The organism is Castellaniella sp. (genome assembly GCF_034675845.1).
In the GTDB taxonomy this organism is placed as follows: Bacteria; Pseudomonadota; Gammaproteobacteria; order Burkholderiales; family Burkholderiaceae_B; genus Castellaniella.
In genome coordinates, this window is sequence record NZ_JAUCCU010000001.1 from 2,108,133 (window position 1) to 2,125,441 (window position 17,309).

The window sequence follows — 17,309 nt, forward strand, 5'->3', positions numbered from 1 at the left end:
CCGTCATGAAGAATTCCACGCCGCCGCCTGTCAGCGTGCGCCGACGGATGTGGGTATGGGCCACACTCTGTGTGTTTATCGGGTTGGCGGTATGGCTGTTGTGGCCACGTGCGCCGGGCCAGCCGCCTGGTCGGGGTTTTCGCGGCATGCCGGGTCAATCTACGCCGGTTGCGGTGGTCACGGCAGCGTCGGGGCAGGTGGATCGCAGCTTGCGCGCCTTGGGCACGGTGACCTCTCCTGCGACCGTGGTGATTCGTTCCCGGGTGGATGGTCCCTTGCAAGCCCTGCATTTCGTCGACGGTCAGGCGGTTCGGGCAGGGGATCTGCTGGCGGAAATTGACCCTCGGCCATTTCAAATCCAGCTAGAGCAGGCCACCGGCCAGCAGCGGCAGCATGCTGCGCAGCTGGCCAATGCGCGCCAGGATCTGGCCCGCTATGAAACCTTGTTCAAACAGGATTCCGTGGCGCGTCAGCAGTTGGACACGGCGCGGGCCCAGGTACGCGAACTCGAAGGTCAGGCGCAGATCGATCAAGCGGCGGTTGATAATGCCCGCCTGCAGCTGGGCTACACCCGGATCGAAGCGCCTCTGGATGGCCATCTGGGCATGCGCAAGATCGACGTGGGCAATATGGTGCATGCCTCGGATACCGAGGGGCTGGTGGTATTGACCCAGAACCAGCCCATCGATGTGGTGTTCTCGGTGCCGCAGACGGCCTTGCCATTGCTGTCACAGGCGCGTCAGGTGGCGCCAGCCCTGCAGACGCAGCTGTTGGCTCAGGCTGGGGGGGCGGTGCTGGAAACCGGAAGCCTGCTGGCGGTGGATAATCAGATCGATGTGGCCACCGGCACGGTGCAGTTGAAGTCCCGCTTTGATAATCCGGACGAACGCCTGTTTCCCAATCAATTTGTGCAGGTGCGCTTGCGTCTGGGGTTGGAGTCCGGCCTGGTGTTGCCCTTGCGGGCGGTGCAGCGCGGCGCCAGCGGCGAATACGTTTATCGCGTGGATGCCGACAAAAAAGCCCAACGCGTCGCCGTCGTCACGGGGGTGGATGATGGACATCAGGTTGTGATCGAATCCGGCCTGCAGGCCGGTGATGTGGTGGTGCTCGAGGGTACGGACCGGCTGCGGGATGGTGGTCTGGTGGAAATCGTGGAACCCGCTGCGTGAACCTGTCCCGCCCCTTTATTCTGCGGCCCATTGCCACGACTCTGGCCATGATCGCCCTGGCCTTGGCGGGTTTGCTGGCTTACCGTGAGTTACCCGTGTCGGCCCTGCCGCAGGTGGATTTCCCCACGATTCAGGTGACCACGCTGTATCCGGGCGCAGGGCCGGATGTCATGACGGCGCTGGTCACTTCGCCGCTCGAACGCCAGTTCGGCCAGATGCCGGGCCTGGCGCAGATGTTGTCCACCAGTTCCGGGGGCTCATCGCGCATTACCTTGCGCTTTGATCTGGGGCTGTCGCTGGATGTGGCCGAACAGGAAGTCCAGGCGGCAATCAATGCGGCCTCGAATCTGTTGCCGGGCGATATGCCTTCGCCGCCCATTTATCGCAAGGTCAACCCCGCCGACGCGCCGGTCATGACCTTGGCGGTGACCTCGCCCACCATGCCGTTGGATCAGGTGCGCGATCTGATCGAGGTGCGGGTGGCGCAAAAGCTTTCGCAGATCAATGGGGTGGGCTTGGTCAGCGTGGCCGGCGGCCAGCGGCCGGCCGTGCGTATTCAGGTGGATTCCCAGGCGTTGGCAGCCCACGGACTGGCCATGGCGCAGGTGCGCCAGGCGGTGGTGCAGGCCAATGTCAATCAGCCCAAGGGCAATCTGGACGGCCCGCAGCGTTCCATGACCATTAGCGTCAACGACCAACTGAAGGAAACCGCCGATTACGAAAACCTGATTCTGGCCTATGAGAACGGCGCACCGCTGCGTCTGCGCGATGTGGCCCAGGTCAGCCGGGCTGCCGAGGACCTGTATCAGGCCGCCTGGTTTGACCGCACGCCCGCCGTGTTGCTGAATATCCAGCGTCAGCCCGGGGCCAATGTGATTCAGGTCGTCGATGAGGTCGAGGCCTTGCTGCCGGGATTGCGCCAGACCCTGCCGGTGGGCGTGGACTTGCAGGTCGCAGCCGACCGTACGCACACGATCCGGGATTCGGTAGACCATGTGCAGATCGAGATGCTGCTGGCGATTGCCCTGGTGGTGGCCGTCACGTTTGTGTTCTTGCGCACGTGGCGCGCTACCCTGATTCCGAGCATTGTGGTGCCCTTGTCTTTGGTGGGGACGTTTGGCCTGATGTTTCTGCTGGGCTTCAGCATCAATAATCTGACCTTGATGGCCCTGACCATTGCCACGGGCTTTGTGGTGGATGATGCCATTGTCATGATCGAGAATATCGCCCGCCACATCGAGGAAGGCGAACACCCCATGACGGCATCTTTGCGTGGGGCGCGCCAGATCGGCTTTACGCTGGTGTCCTTGACGGTCTCTCTGATTGCCGTGCTGATTCCGCTGCTGTTCATGGCCGATGTAGTGGGCCGGTTGTTTCGGGAATTCGCCGTGACCCTGGCCGTGGCAATTCTGCTGTCTCTGTTGATTTCCCTGACGCTGACGCCCATGATGTGCGCCCGCATGCTGCGTCCGGAGTCCGAAGAGTCGCCGCATGGCCGAGCCATGCAGTGGGCCGGACACCAACTGGATGCGCTGGTGCGCCAGTATGATCGTGGCCTGCACTGGGTGCTGGCACATCAGGGGGCGACCTTGTGGTTTGCCGTGGGGACGCTGGCGGTGACGGCCGGCTTGTATGCCGGCATTCCCAAGGGCTTTTTCCCCCAGCAGGATACCGGGGCCATCCAGGCGATTACCCAGGGGCCGCAGACGGCTTCGTTTGCGGTCATGTCCCGTTTGCAACAAACCGCCGTGGATCGGATTCTGGCCGATCCGGCGGTGGCGTCCGTGACGTCCTTTATCGGGATCGACGGTGATAACACCACCCTGAATACAGGCCGCTTGCAGATTACCCTCAAACCGCTGGCGGATCGGGACCTGCGGGCCGATCGGGTGATCGAGCGCCTGGGTCAGGACCTACAGGATATTGTTGGCTTGCAGGCCTGGCTGCAGCCAGTGCAGGAACTCTCGGTCGAGGATCAGATCAGCCGGGCCCAGTTTCAGATGACGGTGTCCAGCCTGGATGGGGAAACCTTGAGCCTTTGGGTGCCGCGCCTGGTGCAGGCCATGCAGGACTTGCCTTCCGTGCAGGAGGTGGCGGGAGACCTGCAGGATCGTGGCCTGACTCTGGCGGTGCAGGTGGATCGGGATGCGGCAGCCCGACTGGGGGTGACGCAGTCCGCCATTGACGATGCCCTGTACGATGCCTTTGGCCAGCGCCTGATTTCCACGATTTACACCCAGTCGGCTCAATACCGGGTCGTGCTGGAAGCCGACGCAGCCCTATTGGACGGCGGCCCGCAGGCCTTGGCCGATCTCTACGTGCCGTTGGCGAATGGCGGTGTGACGCCGTTGGCGACAGTGGCGCAATTGGTGCCAGGGGTAGGTCCGCTGGCCGTGCAACGCCTGGGCCAGTTTCCGGCCAGCACCGTGTCGTTCAATCTGGCCCCAGGGGCCGCCTTGTCTGATGCCGTGCAGGCGATTGAGTCGGTCCGGATGGCGCTGGGGGTGCCCGATGCCGTGGATATCCGTTTCCAGGGTGCGGCTCAGGCGTTTCAGGCCTCCTTGTCCAGTACGTTGTGGCTGCTGCTGGCGGCGGTGGTCACCATGTATATCGTCCTGGGGGTGCTCTACGAGAGCCTGATCCATCCGGTGACGATCTTGTCTACCTTGCCGTCAGCCGCCATCGGGGCCTTGCTGGCTTTGTGGCTGGGCGGGGTCGAACTCGATATGATCGGGGTGATCGGCATCATTCTCCTGATCGGCATCGTGAAGAAAAATGCCATCCTGATGATCGACTTTGCCCTGGATGCCCAGCGTGAACGCGGGCTGGGGCCGCAGGCGGCCATCCACGAGGCCGCCCTGCTGCGGTTTCGACCGATTCTGATGACCACGCTGGCGGCGTTTTTCAGCGCAATTCCGCTGATGCTGGCCAGTGGGTCGGGCGCAGAACTGCGTCAGCCACTGGGCCTGGCGCTGGTGGGCGGGCTGCTGTGCAGCCAACTGCTGACGCTGTTTACCACGCCCGTGATCTACTTGTTTTTTGAACGCCTGGCGCATCGGCGTGCTGCTGTGCCATGAGATTCTTTGCCCTGTTTCTGCGTCGGCCAGTGGGCACCTCTCTGCTGTGTCTGGCCATGGTGCTGGTGGGTGTGCTGGCGCTGCGATTTTTGCCGGTGGCGCCGTTGCCGCAGGTGGATTTCCCCATGATTTCCGTCTCGGCATCGCTGCCGGGTGCCAGTCCGGAAACCATGGCCTCCAGCGTGGCCATGCCGCTGGAACAATCCCTGGGGTCGATTGCCGGGGTCAGCAGCATGAGTTCCCGCAGCAGCGAAGGGCAGACCGAAGTCTCTTTGATGTTCGACCTGGACCGCGATATCAATAGCGCGGCACGGGATGTGCAGGCCGCCATCAATGTGGCCCGGCCCATGCTGCCTTCCGGCATGCGGGGCAACCCGGTCTATCGCAAGGTCAATTCTTCATCATCGCCCATCATGACCTTGGCGCTGACTTCGCCGACCGCGACTCGGGGCGAACTCTATGATCTGGCTTCTACTGTACTGGCCCAGAAACTTGCGCAGATCAGCGGGGTGGGGCAGGTGACCATAGGCGGCAGTTCGCTGCCGGCGGTGCGGGTTTTGCTCAATCCCCGTGCGCTGGAATCCATGGGCGTGCCGCTGGACCGGGTGCGCCAGGTATTGCAGGATGTGAATTCCCTGCGGCCCGGGGGGCTGGTGCGGCTGGATGCGCAACAGTGGCAGATCCGTAGCGGTGGCCAGTTGCGCAAGGCCGCTGATTACGCGCCGCTGATCGTCGCCTGGAAGGACGGTCGTCCGATTCGTCTGAGCGATGTGGCGGACATCCAGGATTCGGTCGAGGACACCAACCAGGTTGGGTATTTCAACGATCAGTCGGCAGTCCTGTTGATTGTCCGGCGCCAGACCGATGCGAATATCATCGAGACCGTCGATGCGGTACGCGACTTGCTGCCCAGGCTGCAGGCCTTGCTGCCTGCGCAGGTGCAACTGACCATCGCTCAGGATCGTACCCCCAGTATTCGCGCCTCCTTGTATGAAGCCGAGCTGACCCTGGTCTTGTCGGTGTTGCTGGTGGTGGCCGTGGTATTTGCGTTTCTGGGAAACTGGCGCGCGGCCCTGATCCCGGCGATTGCCGTGCCGGCGTCGCTCATCAGTACCTTCAGCCTGATGTGGTGGTTCAATTTCAGCCTGAACAGCATTTCATTGATGGCGCTGATCGTGGCGACCGGCTTTGTGGTGGACGATGCCATCGTGGTGCTGGAGAACATCATGCGCCACATCGAACGCGGCATGCGGCCAGCGCGGGCCGCTTTGCGCGGGGTGACCGAAGTCGGCTTCACTGTGGTGGCCATGAGCGTCTCGCTGGTGGCGGTCTTCATCCCCTTGTGGCTGGTGGGCGGCCTGGTGGGGCGGCTATTCGAGGAGTTCGCCGTCACCCTGTCTGCCGCGATTGGCGTGTCGCTCCTGATTTCCGTCACCCTGACGCCCGTCATGGCGGCCCGGCTGCTGCGGGTCGTGCCGCCGGATCAGGCTGTGCGGCGCAATGGTCTGGCGCGCATGTCGCAGCGTCTGGGCCAGGTCTGCCTGCAGGCCTATCAGCAGTCTTTGAGTTGGGCGCTGGATCACTCGAAAATCGTCTTGCTATTGCTGTTGGCCACCATCGGCCTGAACGTCTATCTGTATGTTTCTGTGCCCAAAGGATTTTTCCCCCAACAGGATACGGGCCAGTTGATGGGGTTTTTTCGGGTGGATACCGGGACGTCATTCGAGGAAACCCAGCAGCGCCTGAATGATTTTCGCCGGGTCTTGCTGGCGGATCCGGCGGTGGATACGGTCACGGCGTATGCCGGGGGGCGCGGCGGCAGCAATTCCAGCTTTATCCAGATTCAACTCAAACCGCTGGATGCCCGCAGCGCCAGTGCGATTGAAGTCGTCAATCGCCTGCGTCCGCGCTTTGAGCACGTGCCGGGGGCCCGCATGTTTCTGGTGCCGCAGCAGGATATTTTTGTGGGCCATTCCTCGCGTGCGGGTTCGTATTCCTATCAGTTGATGGGCAGCGATCTGGCCTTGCTGAACGCCTGGATGCCCCAGGTCCGTCAGGCTTTGGCCGCCTTGCCGGAACTGGTCGATGTGGATGAGGATGTCGAGGACAAGGGACGACGGGTAGAGCTGGAAGTGGATCGCGATGCGGCGCGTCAACTAGGGGTCCAGATGGCGGACCTGGCCGGGGTATTGAACAACGCTTTCAGCCAGCGTCAGGTAGCGGTGCTGTATGGCACGCTGAACCAATATCATGTGGTGATGGGGGTGCAGCCGCAGTACGCGCAGGACCTGCATTCCCTGCAGGCTTTGCAGGTCATCAATGCCCAGGGCGACCGGGTGCCGTTGACTGCTTTTACGCGCATCACCGAGGGCACGGCACCACGTTCGGTCAATCACGACGGCCTGCTGGCTGCGGATTCGATTTCATTTGGTCTGGCACCGGGGGTGTCCCTGGAGCAGGCGCTGGCGGCCATTGACCAGGCGGTGGCCCGCATCAGCCTGCCCAGCCGCGAACTGCAGTCCGGTCTGGATGATAGTTCCAGCATGATGCGGGATTCGGTGGCTCAGCAGCCGTGGATGCTGCTGGCGGCCCTGGTGGCCATGTATCTGGTGCTGGGCATGCTCTACGAGAGCTCCATCCATCCGATCACGATTCTGTCGACCTTGCCATCCGCAGGCATCGGAGCCTTGCTGGCCTTGCGTTTGTTTGACATGGAATTCACCTTGATTGCGCTGATCGGGGTTTTTTTGCTGATCGGCATCGTCAAGAAAAATGCCATCATGATGGTGGATTTTGCCCTGCAGGCGCAGCGCCGCGAGGGTCTGGACCCGCGAGAAGCCATTTATCGGGCCTGTCTGGCACGGTTGCGTCCCATTCTGATGACGACTTTATCCGCCATGTTGGGCGCCTTGCCGCTGCTGTTGGCGACAGGGGCCGGGGTTGAAATGCGCCAGCCCCTGGGGCTGACGATTCTGGGTGGTTTGCTGGTTAGCCAGATATTGACGCTGTATACCACCCCAGTGGTATATCTCAGCCTGGATCGCCTGCGTGGCCGTCGCGCACGGGATCGCCAGCACGTCGTGGTGACCACATGAACCTGCCCTTCGAGAGACTTCCAGTGCCTGCCATTTCATTAGATGCCCCTGCGTGTTCGGTGCTGCTCAAGCGCAGGCTGGGCGGGTTGCGCAGTCTGCGCCTGGTCGGTCTGGGCGTGCTGGGCTTGATGCTGACTGCTTGCGCCGTCGGCCCGGATTACCAGCCGCCGACGCAGGACGTCGGGGCCGCCTATGCCCACGCGCCGGATGGGCAATGGCAGCCGGCCCAGCCGGTGGACAGTGCCTTGCCGCTGCAGTGGTGGCGCTTGTTCGATGATCTAGGGCTGGATGGCCTGATGGTTCGCATGCCACTGGCTAATCCGGATCTGGCTCAGGCTGAGGCGCAGTATCGTCAGGCGCAGGCTGCCTTGGGCAGCGCCAGGTCCAATCTGTTTCCCTCGTTGGATGCAGGTCTGTCCGGGGCGCGGGCAGGGCAGGGCATCTCCAGCGCGAATAATCCGGCCACCAATTACTCGCTGTCGGCAACGGTCAGTTGGGAGGTCGATTTATGGGGCCGGGTACGCCGCGATATCGAGGCTGCCCAGGCTGGTGCCCAGGCCAGCCAGGCGGATCTGGCCGCGATGCGCTTGAGCCTGCAGTCCACTCTGGCGCAGACGTACTTTGCCGTGCGTGCCAGTCAGCAGCAGGATATTCTCTTGGGCCGCACACTGGACGAATATGAGCGGGCCTTGCAGGTCACGCGCAATCGTTACCAGGCAGGTGTGGCTTCATCGGCTGATGTGGCTGCGGCTTCTGCGCAGTTGGATCAAGCCCGGGTGCAGCGCATCCGGTTGACATGGCAGCGCGAGCAGCAGGTGCATGCGCTGGCGATTTTGCTGGGCTTGGTGCCCGCCGGTTTCCAGATGCCGATGGATGCGGCTTTGCCGTCTGTGCCCGATGTGCCGACTGGGGTGCCCTCGGCGCTGCTGCAGCAGCGTCCCGATGTGGCCGCCGCCGAACGCCGGGTGGCCCAGGCCAATGCCAGGATCGGGGTGGCCCAGGCGGCCTGGTTTCCTGACCTGACCCTCAGCGCCCAGGGCGGTTTTCGGGCGGGTGAATTCGCCTCCTGGATTATGGCGCCCGCGCGTTTCTGGACATTGGGCCCCAGTCTGGCGCTGAGTCTGTTCGATGGCGGTGCCCGCAGCGCAGCGGTGGATGCCGCCCGCGCCGACTACGATGCCCAGGCGGCTGCCTATCGTAAAACCGTGCTGGAAGCCCTGCGCGAGGTCGAGGATGCCTTGGTCCAGTCGCAGGCCTTGGTGGATGAACAGGCCGCTCAGGACCAGGCGCTGGCGGCTGCCCGTGAAACACTGCGGCAGACCAATAACCAGTATCTGGCCGGCCTGGTGGATTATCTGAACGTAGTGCAGGCTCAGACCAGCGCCCTGTCGGCCGAGCAAAACGCCCTGGATCTGCAATCCCAGCGGCTGACTGCGACGGTGCGCTTGATGGCGGCGCTGGGCGGGGGCACGCAGGGCGCCGCCAGCCCCGAGATCGAATAAACGATTTCGGCATCAAGTCCTAGGGTAAACACTAATATATTGACTTGATTGAATCTAAGTAATATTCTACGCATAGTTTGGTCCAATTGTTGGACCAAACTATCAAAAACCTGGATTCTTCCTGCCGATGAGAACTTCTGCCGTCCAATATGTGCTCGACATCCTGAAAAAGGAAATCCAGTCGCAATATTCTCCGGGCGATATTTTGCCCAAAGAACGCGAGCTGGCTGAACGCTTTGATGTCAGCCGCAACACGGTGCGCGAAGCCATGATTTTTCTGGAGGCGTATCAACTGGTGGAAAAAACCCAGCGCGGCGCCCGCGTTCGCGAGCCTAGCTTCGAGCCGATGTTCCATATCTTCAGCGATGCCTTTGGGCCATCCAGCAAAACCGCCCAGGATGTCCTGAGCTTTCGCTGCATCGTCGAGCATGGCGTGCTGTCGGATGTCATTGCCCATGCCAAAGAAGCCGATATTCAGGCCATGGAGGCCGCCATCGAGCGCATGGATCGTGCTCGTACAGTGCGCGAGGCCGCCCAGGCTGATCACGACTTCCATGCCGCCATGGTTTTTGCCTCGGATAACCATGTGCTGCAGCAACTCTACAAGATCATGGCTGAAACCCTGATCTATTACCTGGAAATCGGCAAATCCAACGCTGACCATAACGTCAAGGCCAGCGCACAGCATCGCGCCATTGTGGACGCCTTGCGTGCTCGTTCGCTGCCTGCCATGCAGGCCGCCGTGCAGGGCCATTTTCAGCATAGCGATGCCGTGCGTACCCGAGAACACCCCTTTATTGGTGAAACAGATGAAAGCACTACAAATTGAATCCGAAGGCGTCAGCGCCTTGCGTGATATTCCCCAACCGGCCCCGGCAGCAGGCGAAGTCCTGGTGCGTGTGCGGCATGTGGGCCTGTGCGGCAGCGATCTGAATACCTACAAAGGTTTGAATCCACTGGTCAGCCTGCCGCGTGTGCCCGGCCATGAGATCGGCGGCGAAGTCGCGCAGGTCGGCACCGGTGTGCCAGCCGATTATGCGCCCGGCAAACGCGTCATCGTGATGCCCTACACCAGTTGCGGCCAGTGCTCGTCCTGCCGCAAAGGGCGCGTCAATGCCTGCCGTTCCAATCGCACGCTGGGCGTCCAGCAAGAAGGCGGCTTGGCCGAATACGTCAGCCTGCCCTACGAAAAACTGATCCTTAACCATACTTTGGAAGCCCGTCATCTGGCTTTGGTCGAGCCTCTGTCCGTGGGCTTTCATGCGGCTGTCCGGGGGCGTGTCGGCCCTGGGGACAAGGTAGTCGTCATCGGCTGCGGCATGATCGGCATGGGGGCGGTGGCGGGCGCTGCGCATTATGGCGGTCAGGTGATTGCGCTGGACACGAGTGCCGATAAGACCGCACTGGCGCTGACATTTGGCGCCGCCCATGCCGTGGATGCCTCTGCGGCGGATGTACAGGCGCAAATCCTGGCCCTGACCGATGGCGAAGGCGCCGATGTGGTGATTGAGGCCGTGGGCTTGCCGCAAACCTTCACGCAGGCCATCGACCTGGCGTGCTTTGCCGGGCGGGTGGTGTATGTGGGCTATGCCAAACAGCCCGTGTCCTATCAGACCCAGTATTTCAATCTCAAGGAGCTGGACATCATGGGGTCGCGCAACGCCACGATGGCGGATTTCGACGCCGTGATCCAGTTTCTGGAGCATCAGGACAATATCGACGCTTTGATCAGCAAGGTATTTCCGCTGAATCAGGCGGATCAGGCATTGCCGTACTGGGCTGCCGAACGCGCCCATACGCTCAAGGTCATGATCGAGTGCTGATGAAAATCCAGGCCGGTATCGGGCTGGTGCATTGCTCTTTTTCCACCACATCGACAACTCTGTTGGAGACACACATGAAGCTGTCCTCTCTGGTCAAAAGCATTTTGGCGGTTGGCACTCTTGCCATCGGCCTGACCTCCCCCGCATTTGCACAAGACCCCGTCACCCTGAAGGTCGCCTATGAGAATCACCCCGGCGAGCCGCTGGACAAGGTGATGCATCATTGGGCGGACCTGCTCAAGGACCGCAGCCAGGGTCAGATTCTGCTGGAACTCTATCCCAGCTCTCAGCTGGGTGCGAAAAATGACGTCATGGAACAAGCCATGATGGGCATGAACGTCATCACGCTCAGTGACGTCGCGTTCCTGGCCGATTACGAGCCCGATCTTGGCGTGCTGTTCGGGCCTTATCTCAGCAGCGATCCGGACAAGCTGTTCAAGATCTACGAGAGCGACTGGTTCAAGTCCAAGGAAGAAGCCCTGAAGAAAAAGGGCGTGCATCTGGTCATGACCAACTACCTGTACGGTGTGCGTCAGCTCTTGGCCAAAAAACCCGTCTTGACACCCGACGATCTGAAAGGCATGAAGGTGCGCGTGCCCAGCAACGTCATGCAGATCAAGACCTTCGAAGCCATGGGCGCCAGTCCCACGCCGATGCCGTTGGGCGATGTGTACCCGGCGCTGACGCAGGGCATGATCGATGGGGTGGAAAACCCGATCTCGGTGCTGTATGGACAGAAACTGCATGAACAGGCCAAATACCTGTCCATGATCAGCTACATCACCAACACATCGGTCTGGGTGGGGGGCGAGGCCTTCTTCAGCACGCTGGACCCGGCCGTCGTCAAGATGATTCATGAAACGGGCTACGAGGCGGGCTTGTATAGCCAGAAAGTCGCGATGCAAGAAGACGAACGTCTGATCGAGCAGATGAAGGCAGCCGGGGTAGAGGTCATCTATCCGGATGTGGCGCCATTCCGCGAAAAGGCGTTGCAAGTCTATGGGCAGTTCCCCGAGTGGTCGCCCAATCTGTATGAAACCATTCAAGAACAGCTGAAGTAATTTTCTCTGCAATGTGCCGGTGGACAGGCTCTCTGTCCGCCGGTGCATGACATGACTGCCCTCCCGGAACCGCCCATGAAGATACTGGAAAAACTGGCCTCATTTCTGTCTGGCCTCATCCTGTTTGTGTTGGTGCTCATCACGATCGGCAGCGTCATCATGCGCTATTTTTTCAATGCCCCCTGGCATTGGACCGAAGAAATGTCGGGCTTGTTGATGGTCTGGATTGTTTTCATCGGCATGGCCGCAGCCGAACGACAGGAAACCAATCTGACCATTTCTTTTATCACGGACACCCTGCCGATTCGTGTGTCCGCCCTGGTCAATCTGCTGATGTGTGTCGCATCGGTGGGCCTGCTGCTTTACATGGGGTGGCTGGGCTACATGCTGTCGGGTTCTGTGCAGTTCCGCCTGACCCAGATTTTGAAAGTGTCCTGGTATTGGATGTATATCGCCGTGCCGGTTGGCGCGATCCTGACTGCTGTGTTCACTGTGCCACAGATACGCCGTCATCTGTGCGCCTTGCTGGGCTCTAAAGAGGCGCAAAAATCATGACCTGGATGTGGATTCTGCCCATTATGTTCGCGCTTATGCTGCTGAACATGCGGATTTATCTGGCCATGTTTTCGGCCATCATTATTTATTTCATTTTCTTCAGCAATGTGCCGATGGCCATTGCGGTGCAGCGTCTGGTGGCACCCACGCAGAATAATTCGCTGCTGGCGATTCCGTTTTTCATTTTGCTCGGCACCTTATTGTCCCATACCGGGGTGGCCGAACGGATCTTGCGTCTGGCCGGCCTGCTGGTCGGGCGCTTGCGTGGCGGTCTGGCCATGGCTAACGTCATGATGAGCACCCTGATGGGCGGGGTCAGTGCGTCTAATCTGGCCGATGCGGCCATGTTGGCCCGCATGATGGTGCCTGAAATGGAACGCGCCGGCTATAACCGTGCTTTTGCCGCTGCGGTGACCGGCTGTGGGTCGCTCGTCACCCCGATCATCCCGCCCGGCATTGCCTTGATTATTTACGGCATGGTGGCTGATGTGTCCATCGGACGCATGTTCATGGCGGGCATCTTGCCGGGGCTACTGTGCGCGGCATTCCTGATGATCGCGATCTGGCTCGTCTCTCTCAAGCGCGGCTATCAGCCTGCTTTGAAAGCCTGGCCCAAACCGCGCGAATACGGCTCGGCCCTGGTTCAGGCATGGCCGGCCGTGCTGGTGCTGGTTGGCGTGATCGGCGGGATACGCGCCAATATCTTCACGCCCACCGAGGCGGGTGCAGCGGCAGTGTTGCTGGTGACCTTCATCGGTTTTGTGATTTACCGGGAAATGCGGATCGACCATGTGACTTCGGCCCTGGTCGAGACGGCGCGCTCGACGGCGGCAGTGATGCTGGTCATCATGGCCAGTTCAGCCCTGGCCTGGATTTTTTCGCTGGAACACGCAGGGGTGGCGATTGCCAACTGGGTGACCAGCCTGACGGACAACAAGTATGTCTTCCTGACGCTGATCAATATTCTGTTGCTGGTGCTGGGCATGTTCATCGAGGGGACGGCCCTGATCATTGTCCTGGTGCCGTTGTTCAAGCCCGTGGTCATGCAGTTGGGGATTGATCCAGTGCATTTCGGCCTGGTGATGATTCTGAACCTGTCGATTGGAACTTTGACCCCGCCAGTGGGTACGGTGATGCTGCTGGTCAGCAATATCACCGATGTGCGCATTAATGACTTCATCCGCGAGGCCTTGCCACTATTGCTGGCCTTGCTGGTTGCACTGGCTTTCGTGACTTATATGCCCGCCATTTCCCTGATTTTGACCTGATTTTTCGGATGGATGCATGACACAAGCTATTGTTCAGTTCGGGACCAGCCGATTTTTGCTGGCGCATGCCGGCTTGTTCATTTCGGATGCATTGGCAGGTCGGGCGGGCGCCACAGAGGCCCTGGGGGGGGTCACGCTGGTCCAGACCACCGATAACCCCGTCAGCGCCGCCCGGGTGGCGGCCTTGGCGGCGGGCCAGGGCTATCCGGTGATTGTCCGGGGACTGAAAAATGGGCTGCCAGTCCAGGAAACCGTGCAATGCATGGCCGTGCGCGAAGCCCTGCAGACAGCGAACCCCGCTGATTGGCGTGCCTTGCGCACGGGGGTGGCCAACGGTTCAGTGCAGGTGATCCTGTCCAATACGGCAGATCAGGGCTATCTGTGCGATGCCCGCGATAGTGCGGCGGCCTTGGCGGATGATGCAGCGGCCCCGTTCAGCTATCCCGCCAAGCTGCTGGTCTTATTGCATGGCCGTTGGCAGCTCAGTCCACAGTCCTCCATCAGCCTTTTACCCTGTGAACTGATCGAGCGCAATGGCGAAGCCCTGCATGGGGTGGTCAGCCAATTGGCGCAAGACTGGCATTTGCCGGCGGCTTTTGTTCAATGGTTGGCGGATCATTGCATCTGGGCCAATTCCCTGGTCGATCGCATCGTCTCCGAGGCCATTGATCCTGTGGGCGCCGTGACCGAGCCCTACGCCTTGTGGGCCATCCAGGCCCAGCACGGCTTGATTCTGCCCTGCAGCCACCCGGCCATGGTGGTCACGGATGACCTGGACCATTACGAAAGGCTCAAGCTTTTTTTACTGAATGCGGCCCACACATACCTGGCGGATTGCTGGCTGCGTGATCAAAGGCCAGCCGACGAGACTGTGCTCCAAGCCATGGAAGACGCCGCCTTGAGGGCTCGTCTGGAAGCTGTCTGGGCAGAAGAAATTCTGCCGGTGTTCGGCGCTATGGGCACAGCCACGCGCCTGGAAGCCGAGCGCTATGTGGACGATGTGCGTGAGCGTTTTCTGAACCCGTTCTTGCGTCACCGTCTGGCGGATATTGCGCAAAACCATGCTGACAAAATTCAGCGCCGCGTCGCGCCGGTTTTGGCGGCGGCGCAGGCCCTAGGCCTGTCGCTGTCGCAATCCCGCTTGCACGGTTTGCTGTCCTAATCCTGACGGCCCCTGGCCGCCGCTTTTATACGAGCTGTCATGTCTTCTACTTCTACTCCGATTCAGGCGATTCGCCTGGCCCCGAATGACCATGTGGCCGTTGCCCGCTTTGCGCTGTCTGCGGGACAGGTCTTGGTGTTGGGCGAGGTGACGGTCACGCTGCTGGCTGATATTCCGGCAGGGCACAAGTTTGCCGTCGTGCCGGTGGCGACGGGCGAGACCGTGCTGAAATATGGCCAGCCCATCGGCGTGGCCACGGCTGATATTTTACCGGGCGCGCATGTGCACACCCAAAATCTCGGCATGTCGACCTCCCATCAGCAGCATGCGGTGGGGCAGGCCTACCAAGCTACAGTGCCTGCCGTTGAATCCCGCACCTTTGATGGTTATGTGCGCCCCAGCGGCCGGGTGGGCACCCGAAACTACATTGGGGTGGTATCCAGTGTCAATTGCTCGGCAACGGTCTGCCGCCATATTGCCGATGGCTTGAACGCCACCGTGATGCAGCAATTTCCCAATGTCGATGGCGTAGTGGCCATTACGCATGGCAGCGGCTGTGGCATGAGCGGTGATGGCGAAGGCCTGGTGCTGTTGCAACGCACTTTGCGCGGCTATGCAAATCACCCCAATTTTGCCGGGGTGTTATTGATTGGCCTGGGCTGCGAGGTCAATCAGATCGCGCCGTTGGTCGAGAATCTGGATGCCCGTGACCCAGGCATGGTGGCCACGCTGACGATCCAGGATGTGGGGGGGACGCGAGACACCATTGCCAAGGGCAAGGAATTGATCATGGCCATGCTGGCGCAGGCCAATCAAATGCAGCGCCAACCCGTACCATTGTCTCATCTGTTGGTGGGGCTGCAGTGTGGGGGGTCCGATGGTTATTCGGGGATCAGCGCCAATCCCGCCCTGGGCGCGGCGGCGGATGCCCTGGTCCGGTTGGGCGGGACGGCGATTTTGTCTGAAACGCCGGAAATCTATGGCGCAGAACATCTGTTGACCTCGCGTGCGGCGTCCCCTGCGGTTGCCGACAAACTCATGCAGCGCCTGCAGTGGTGGGAAAGTTATACCGCCTCGCATGGGGGGGATCTGGACAATAATCCCTCGCCCGGCAATAAGGAAGGCGGCATTACCACGATTCTGGAGAAGTCGCTGGGGGCGGTGGCCAAAGGCGGTTCCAGTGGCGTGATGGCTGTATACGAATACGCTCAGACGGTGCAGCAGCAAGGTCTGGTATTCATGGATACGCCGGGTTATGACCCGGTTTCCGCCACCGGACAGGTGGCGGGCGGCGCCAATCTGATCTGCTTTACCACAGGGCGCGGGTCCACCTATGGTTGTAAACCTACTCCGTCTTTAAAGCTTGCGACCAATACAGCCATGTTTCGGCACATGGAACTGGACATGGACTTTAATTGTGGCACCATCGTCGATGGGACGCAGTCCATCGAACAGGCCGGGGCAGCGATTCTAGAGTTAATGATCCAGACGGCATCCGGCCTGCGGACCAAGAGCGAGGAAAACGGCCTGGGCGATAACGAATTCCTGCCCTGGCAGTTGGGCGCAGTGATGTAATCGAGTCAGGCCAGTAGTTTTCCCCGGATGGCGGCTATGCCGTGCGCGCCGTGGCGCCGGGCAATATCCAGGGTGTCGGCAGATTGTCCGCCGATGGCGAATACAGGCCGCCCGGCCATATTGGCCAATTGACGGAATCGATCCCAGCCCAGGGCCGGAATATCCGGGTGGCTGGCGGTGGGTTGGGCATGGCCCAGGACGACAAAATCCGCCTGCAGTTGACGAGCACAATCGATATCTTGCTGATTGTGGGCAGACACCCCCAGCCAGCCGGGTGGGCGGGTGTCCTGCTGCAGGATGAGGGCCGCATCGGCGGCGCGCAGCTGGACGCCATCGGCCTGGCACCACCAGGCTTGGGGGTGGGCACTGTTGATCAGGCAGCGCGCCCCATGCTGGCGGCATAGCGCCAGGGTGTCCTGGAATGCCTGCTGCAGGCTATCCGTATCGCCAGTCCAGTCAGGTTCGCGAAACTGCACCAGGCGCAGCCCATCCAGCAGTTGCAGACGTAATTGCGCTAGCCAATCCGCAGTCTGGTCCGGGCTGCCGATATGGCTGATCCGGTAGTGGGTGGGCAGGCGCAGCCAGCGCAGTGGCGGGGTGGCCGCAGGCAGCAAAGAGCCGCCTCCTGGCGCAATGGGGTGCTCGGACTCGTCCAGGCTGATGTCCCAGGGATCGACCCAGTCCAGGGCCTGGTTTTCACGGCCATGGGGTTCGCCGTCCCAGGCGGTCACCTGGCAAAAAGCCAGTTCCACGATGGACTTCGGGTATTCGTGCACATGCACTACCCAGGGATAGACCTGGGTGGCGTGGATGCCTAATTCTTCGTCCAGTTCGCGCACCAGGGCTTGCTCGACGGTTTCGCCGGTCTCGATCTTGCCGCCCGGGAATTCCCACCACCCCGGCCAGGCCTTGCCGTCCGGGCGTTGGCCCAACAATAGTCGGCCTCTGGGGTCCAGGATCAGGCCGGCGGCGACGCGTATATAGGGTTTGGGTGCAGTCATGGTCAATCAGCAGTCATAAGT

Annotated in this window: 12 protein-coding genes; 11 read left to right on the forward strand and 1 reads right to left on the reverse strand. The window is 61.0% G+C overall.

What is annotated here, in order from left to right:
• The first annotated feature begins 5 nt into the window (after positions 1-5).
• From VDP81_RS10180 to VDP81_RS10230, 11 genes are all read left to right on the forward strand, one after another.
• Positions 6-1,169, forward strand: coding sequence for an efflux RND transporter periplasmic adaptor subunit (locus tag VDP81_RS10180; RefSeq protein ID WP_323012222.1), 1,164 nt, complete (start codon positions 6-8; stop codon positions 1,167-1,169).
• Positions 1,166-4,246: a multidrug efflux RND transporter permease subunit gene (locus VDP81_RS10185; RefSeq protein WP_323012223.1), complete on the forward strand. Its 3,081-nt coding sequence runs from the start codon at positions 1,166-1,168 to the stop codon at positions 4,244-4,246. Before VDP81_RS10180 ends, VDP81_RS10185 begins: the two co-directional genes overlap by 4 nt.
• Positions 4,243-7,341 (forward strand): efflux RND transporter permease subunit, encoded by a 3,099-nt coding sequence (locus VDP81_RS10190; RefSeq protein WP_323012224.1) that lies wholly within the window; start codon positions 4,243-4,245, stop codon positions 7,339-7,341. The genes VDP81_RS10185 and VDP81_RS10190 overlap by 4 nt, the downstream gene beginning before the upstream one ends.
• Positions 7,338-8,843 (forward strand): efflux transporter outer membrane subunit, encoded by a 1,506-nt coding sequence (locus tag VDP81_RS10195; protein ID WP_323012225.1) that lies wholly within the window; start codon positions 7,338-7,340, stop codon positions 8,841-8,843. The genes VDP81_RS10190 and VDP81_RS10195 overlap by 4 nt, the downstream gene beginning before the upstream one ends.
• Before the next feature lie 127 nt (positions 8,844-8,970).
• The gene (locus VDP81_RS10200; protein ID WP_322996207.1) at positions 8,971-9,672 is read left to right on the forward strand and encodes a FadR/GntR family transcriptional regulator; all 702 of its coding nucleotides are present in this window, start codon (positions 8,971-8,973) and stop codon (positions 9,670-9,672) included.
• Positions 9,653-10,666, forward strand: coding sequence for a zinc-binding alcohol dehydrogenase family protein (locus VDP81_RS10205; protein WP_322996208.1), 1,014 nt, complete (start codon positions 9,653-9,655; stop codon positions 10,664-10,666). Before VDP81_RS10200 ends, VDP81_RS10205 begins: the two co-directional genes overlap by 20 nt.
• 74 nt (positions 10,667-10,740) lie before the next feature.
• Positions 10,741-11,727, forward strand: a complete 987-nt coding sequence (locus VDP81_RS10210) for a C4-dicarboxylate TRAP transporter substrate-binding protein (RefSeq protein ID WP_322996209.1) — start codon at positions 10,741-10,743, stop codon at positions 11,725-11,727.
• 51 nt (positions 11,728-11,778) lie between these two features.
• Positions 11,779-12,282 (forward strand): TRAP transporter small permease, encoded by a 504-nt coding sequence (locus VDP81_RS10215; protein ID WP_322996210.1) that lies wholly within the window; start codon positions 11,779-11,781, stop codon positions 12,280-12,282.
• Complete coding sequence (locus VDP81_RS10220) at positions 12,279-13,550, forward strand: TRAP transporter large permease (protein WP_323012226.1); 1,272 nt, start codon at positions 12,279-12,281, stop codon at positions 13,548-13,550. Before VDP81_RS10215 ends, VDP81_RS10220 begins: the two co-directional genes overlap by 4 nt.
• Before the next feature lie 16 nt (positions 13,551-13,566).
• Entirely contained in the window at positions 13,567-14,712 is a 1,146-nt protein-coding gene (locus VDP81_RS10225) for a mannitol dehydrogenase family protein (protein ID WP_323012227.1), read from the forward strand.
• 39 nt (positions 14,713-14,751) lie between these two features.
• A complete protein-coding gene (locus VDP81_RS10230; protein WP_323012228.1) occupies positions 14,752-16,287 on the forward strand; it encodes an altronate dehydratase family protein in 1,536 nt (511 codons plus the stop codon).
• A gap of 5 nt (positions 16,288-16,292) precedes the next feature.
• On the opposite strand, the gene VDP81_RS10235 is transcribed toward VDP81_RS10230, so the two are convergent.
• Positions 16,293-17,288, reverse strand: a complete 996-nt coding sequence (locus VDP81_RS10235) for a Nudix family hydrolase (protein WP_323012229.1) — start codon at positions 17,286-17,288, stop codon at positions 16,293-16,295.
• Positions 17,289-17,309: the final 21 nt, after the last annotated feature.

Bases quoted from the DNA above. Each gene is read 5' to 3' on its own strand.
- VDP81_RS10200 (WP_322996207.1), top strand. From the start codon at position 8,971: ATGAGAACTTCTGCCGTCCAATATGTGCTCGACATCCTGAAAAAGGAA.
- VDP81_RS10225 (WP_323012227.1), top strand. From the start codon at position 13,567: ATGACACAAGCTATTGTTCAGTTCGGGACCAGCCGATTTTTGCTGGCG.
- VDP81_RS10215 (WP_322996210.1), top strand. From the start codon at position 11,779: ATGACTGCCCTCCCGGAACCGCCCATGAAGATACTGGAAAAACTGGCC.
- VDP81_RS10220 (WP_323012226.1), top strand. From the start codon at position 12,279: ATGACCTGGATGTGGATTCTGCCCATTATGTTCGCGCTTATGCTGCTG.
- VDP81_RS10180 (WP_323012222.1), top strand. From the start codon at position 6: ATGAAGAATTCCACGCCGCCGCCTGTCAGCGTGCGCCGACGGATGTGG.
- VDP81_RS10195 (WP_323012225.1), top strand. From the start codon at position 7,338: ATGAACCTGCCCTTCGAGAGACTTCCAGTGCCTGCCATTTCATTAGAT.
- VDP81_RS10205 (WP_322996208.1), top strand. From the start codon at position 9,653: ATGAAAGCACTACAAATTGAATCCGAAGGCGTCAGCGCCTTGCGTGAT.
- VDP81_RS10210 (WP_322996209.1), top strand. From the start codon at position 10,741: ATGAAGCTGTCCTCTCTGGTCAAAAGCATTTTGGCGGTTGGCACTCTT.
- VDP81_RS10235 (WP_323012229.1), bottom strand. From the start codon at position 17,288: ATGACTGCACCCAAACCCTATATACGCGTCGCCGCCGGCCTGATCCTG.
- VDP81_RS10230 (WP_323012228.1), top strand. From the start codon at position 14,752: ATGTCTTCTACTTCTACTCCGATTCAGGCGATTCGCCTGGCCCCGAAT.
- VDP81_RS10190 (WP_323012224.1), top strand. From the start codon at position 4,243: ATGAGATTCTTTGCCCTGTTTCTGCGTCGGCCAGTGGGCACCTCTCTG.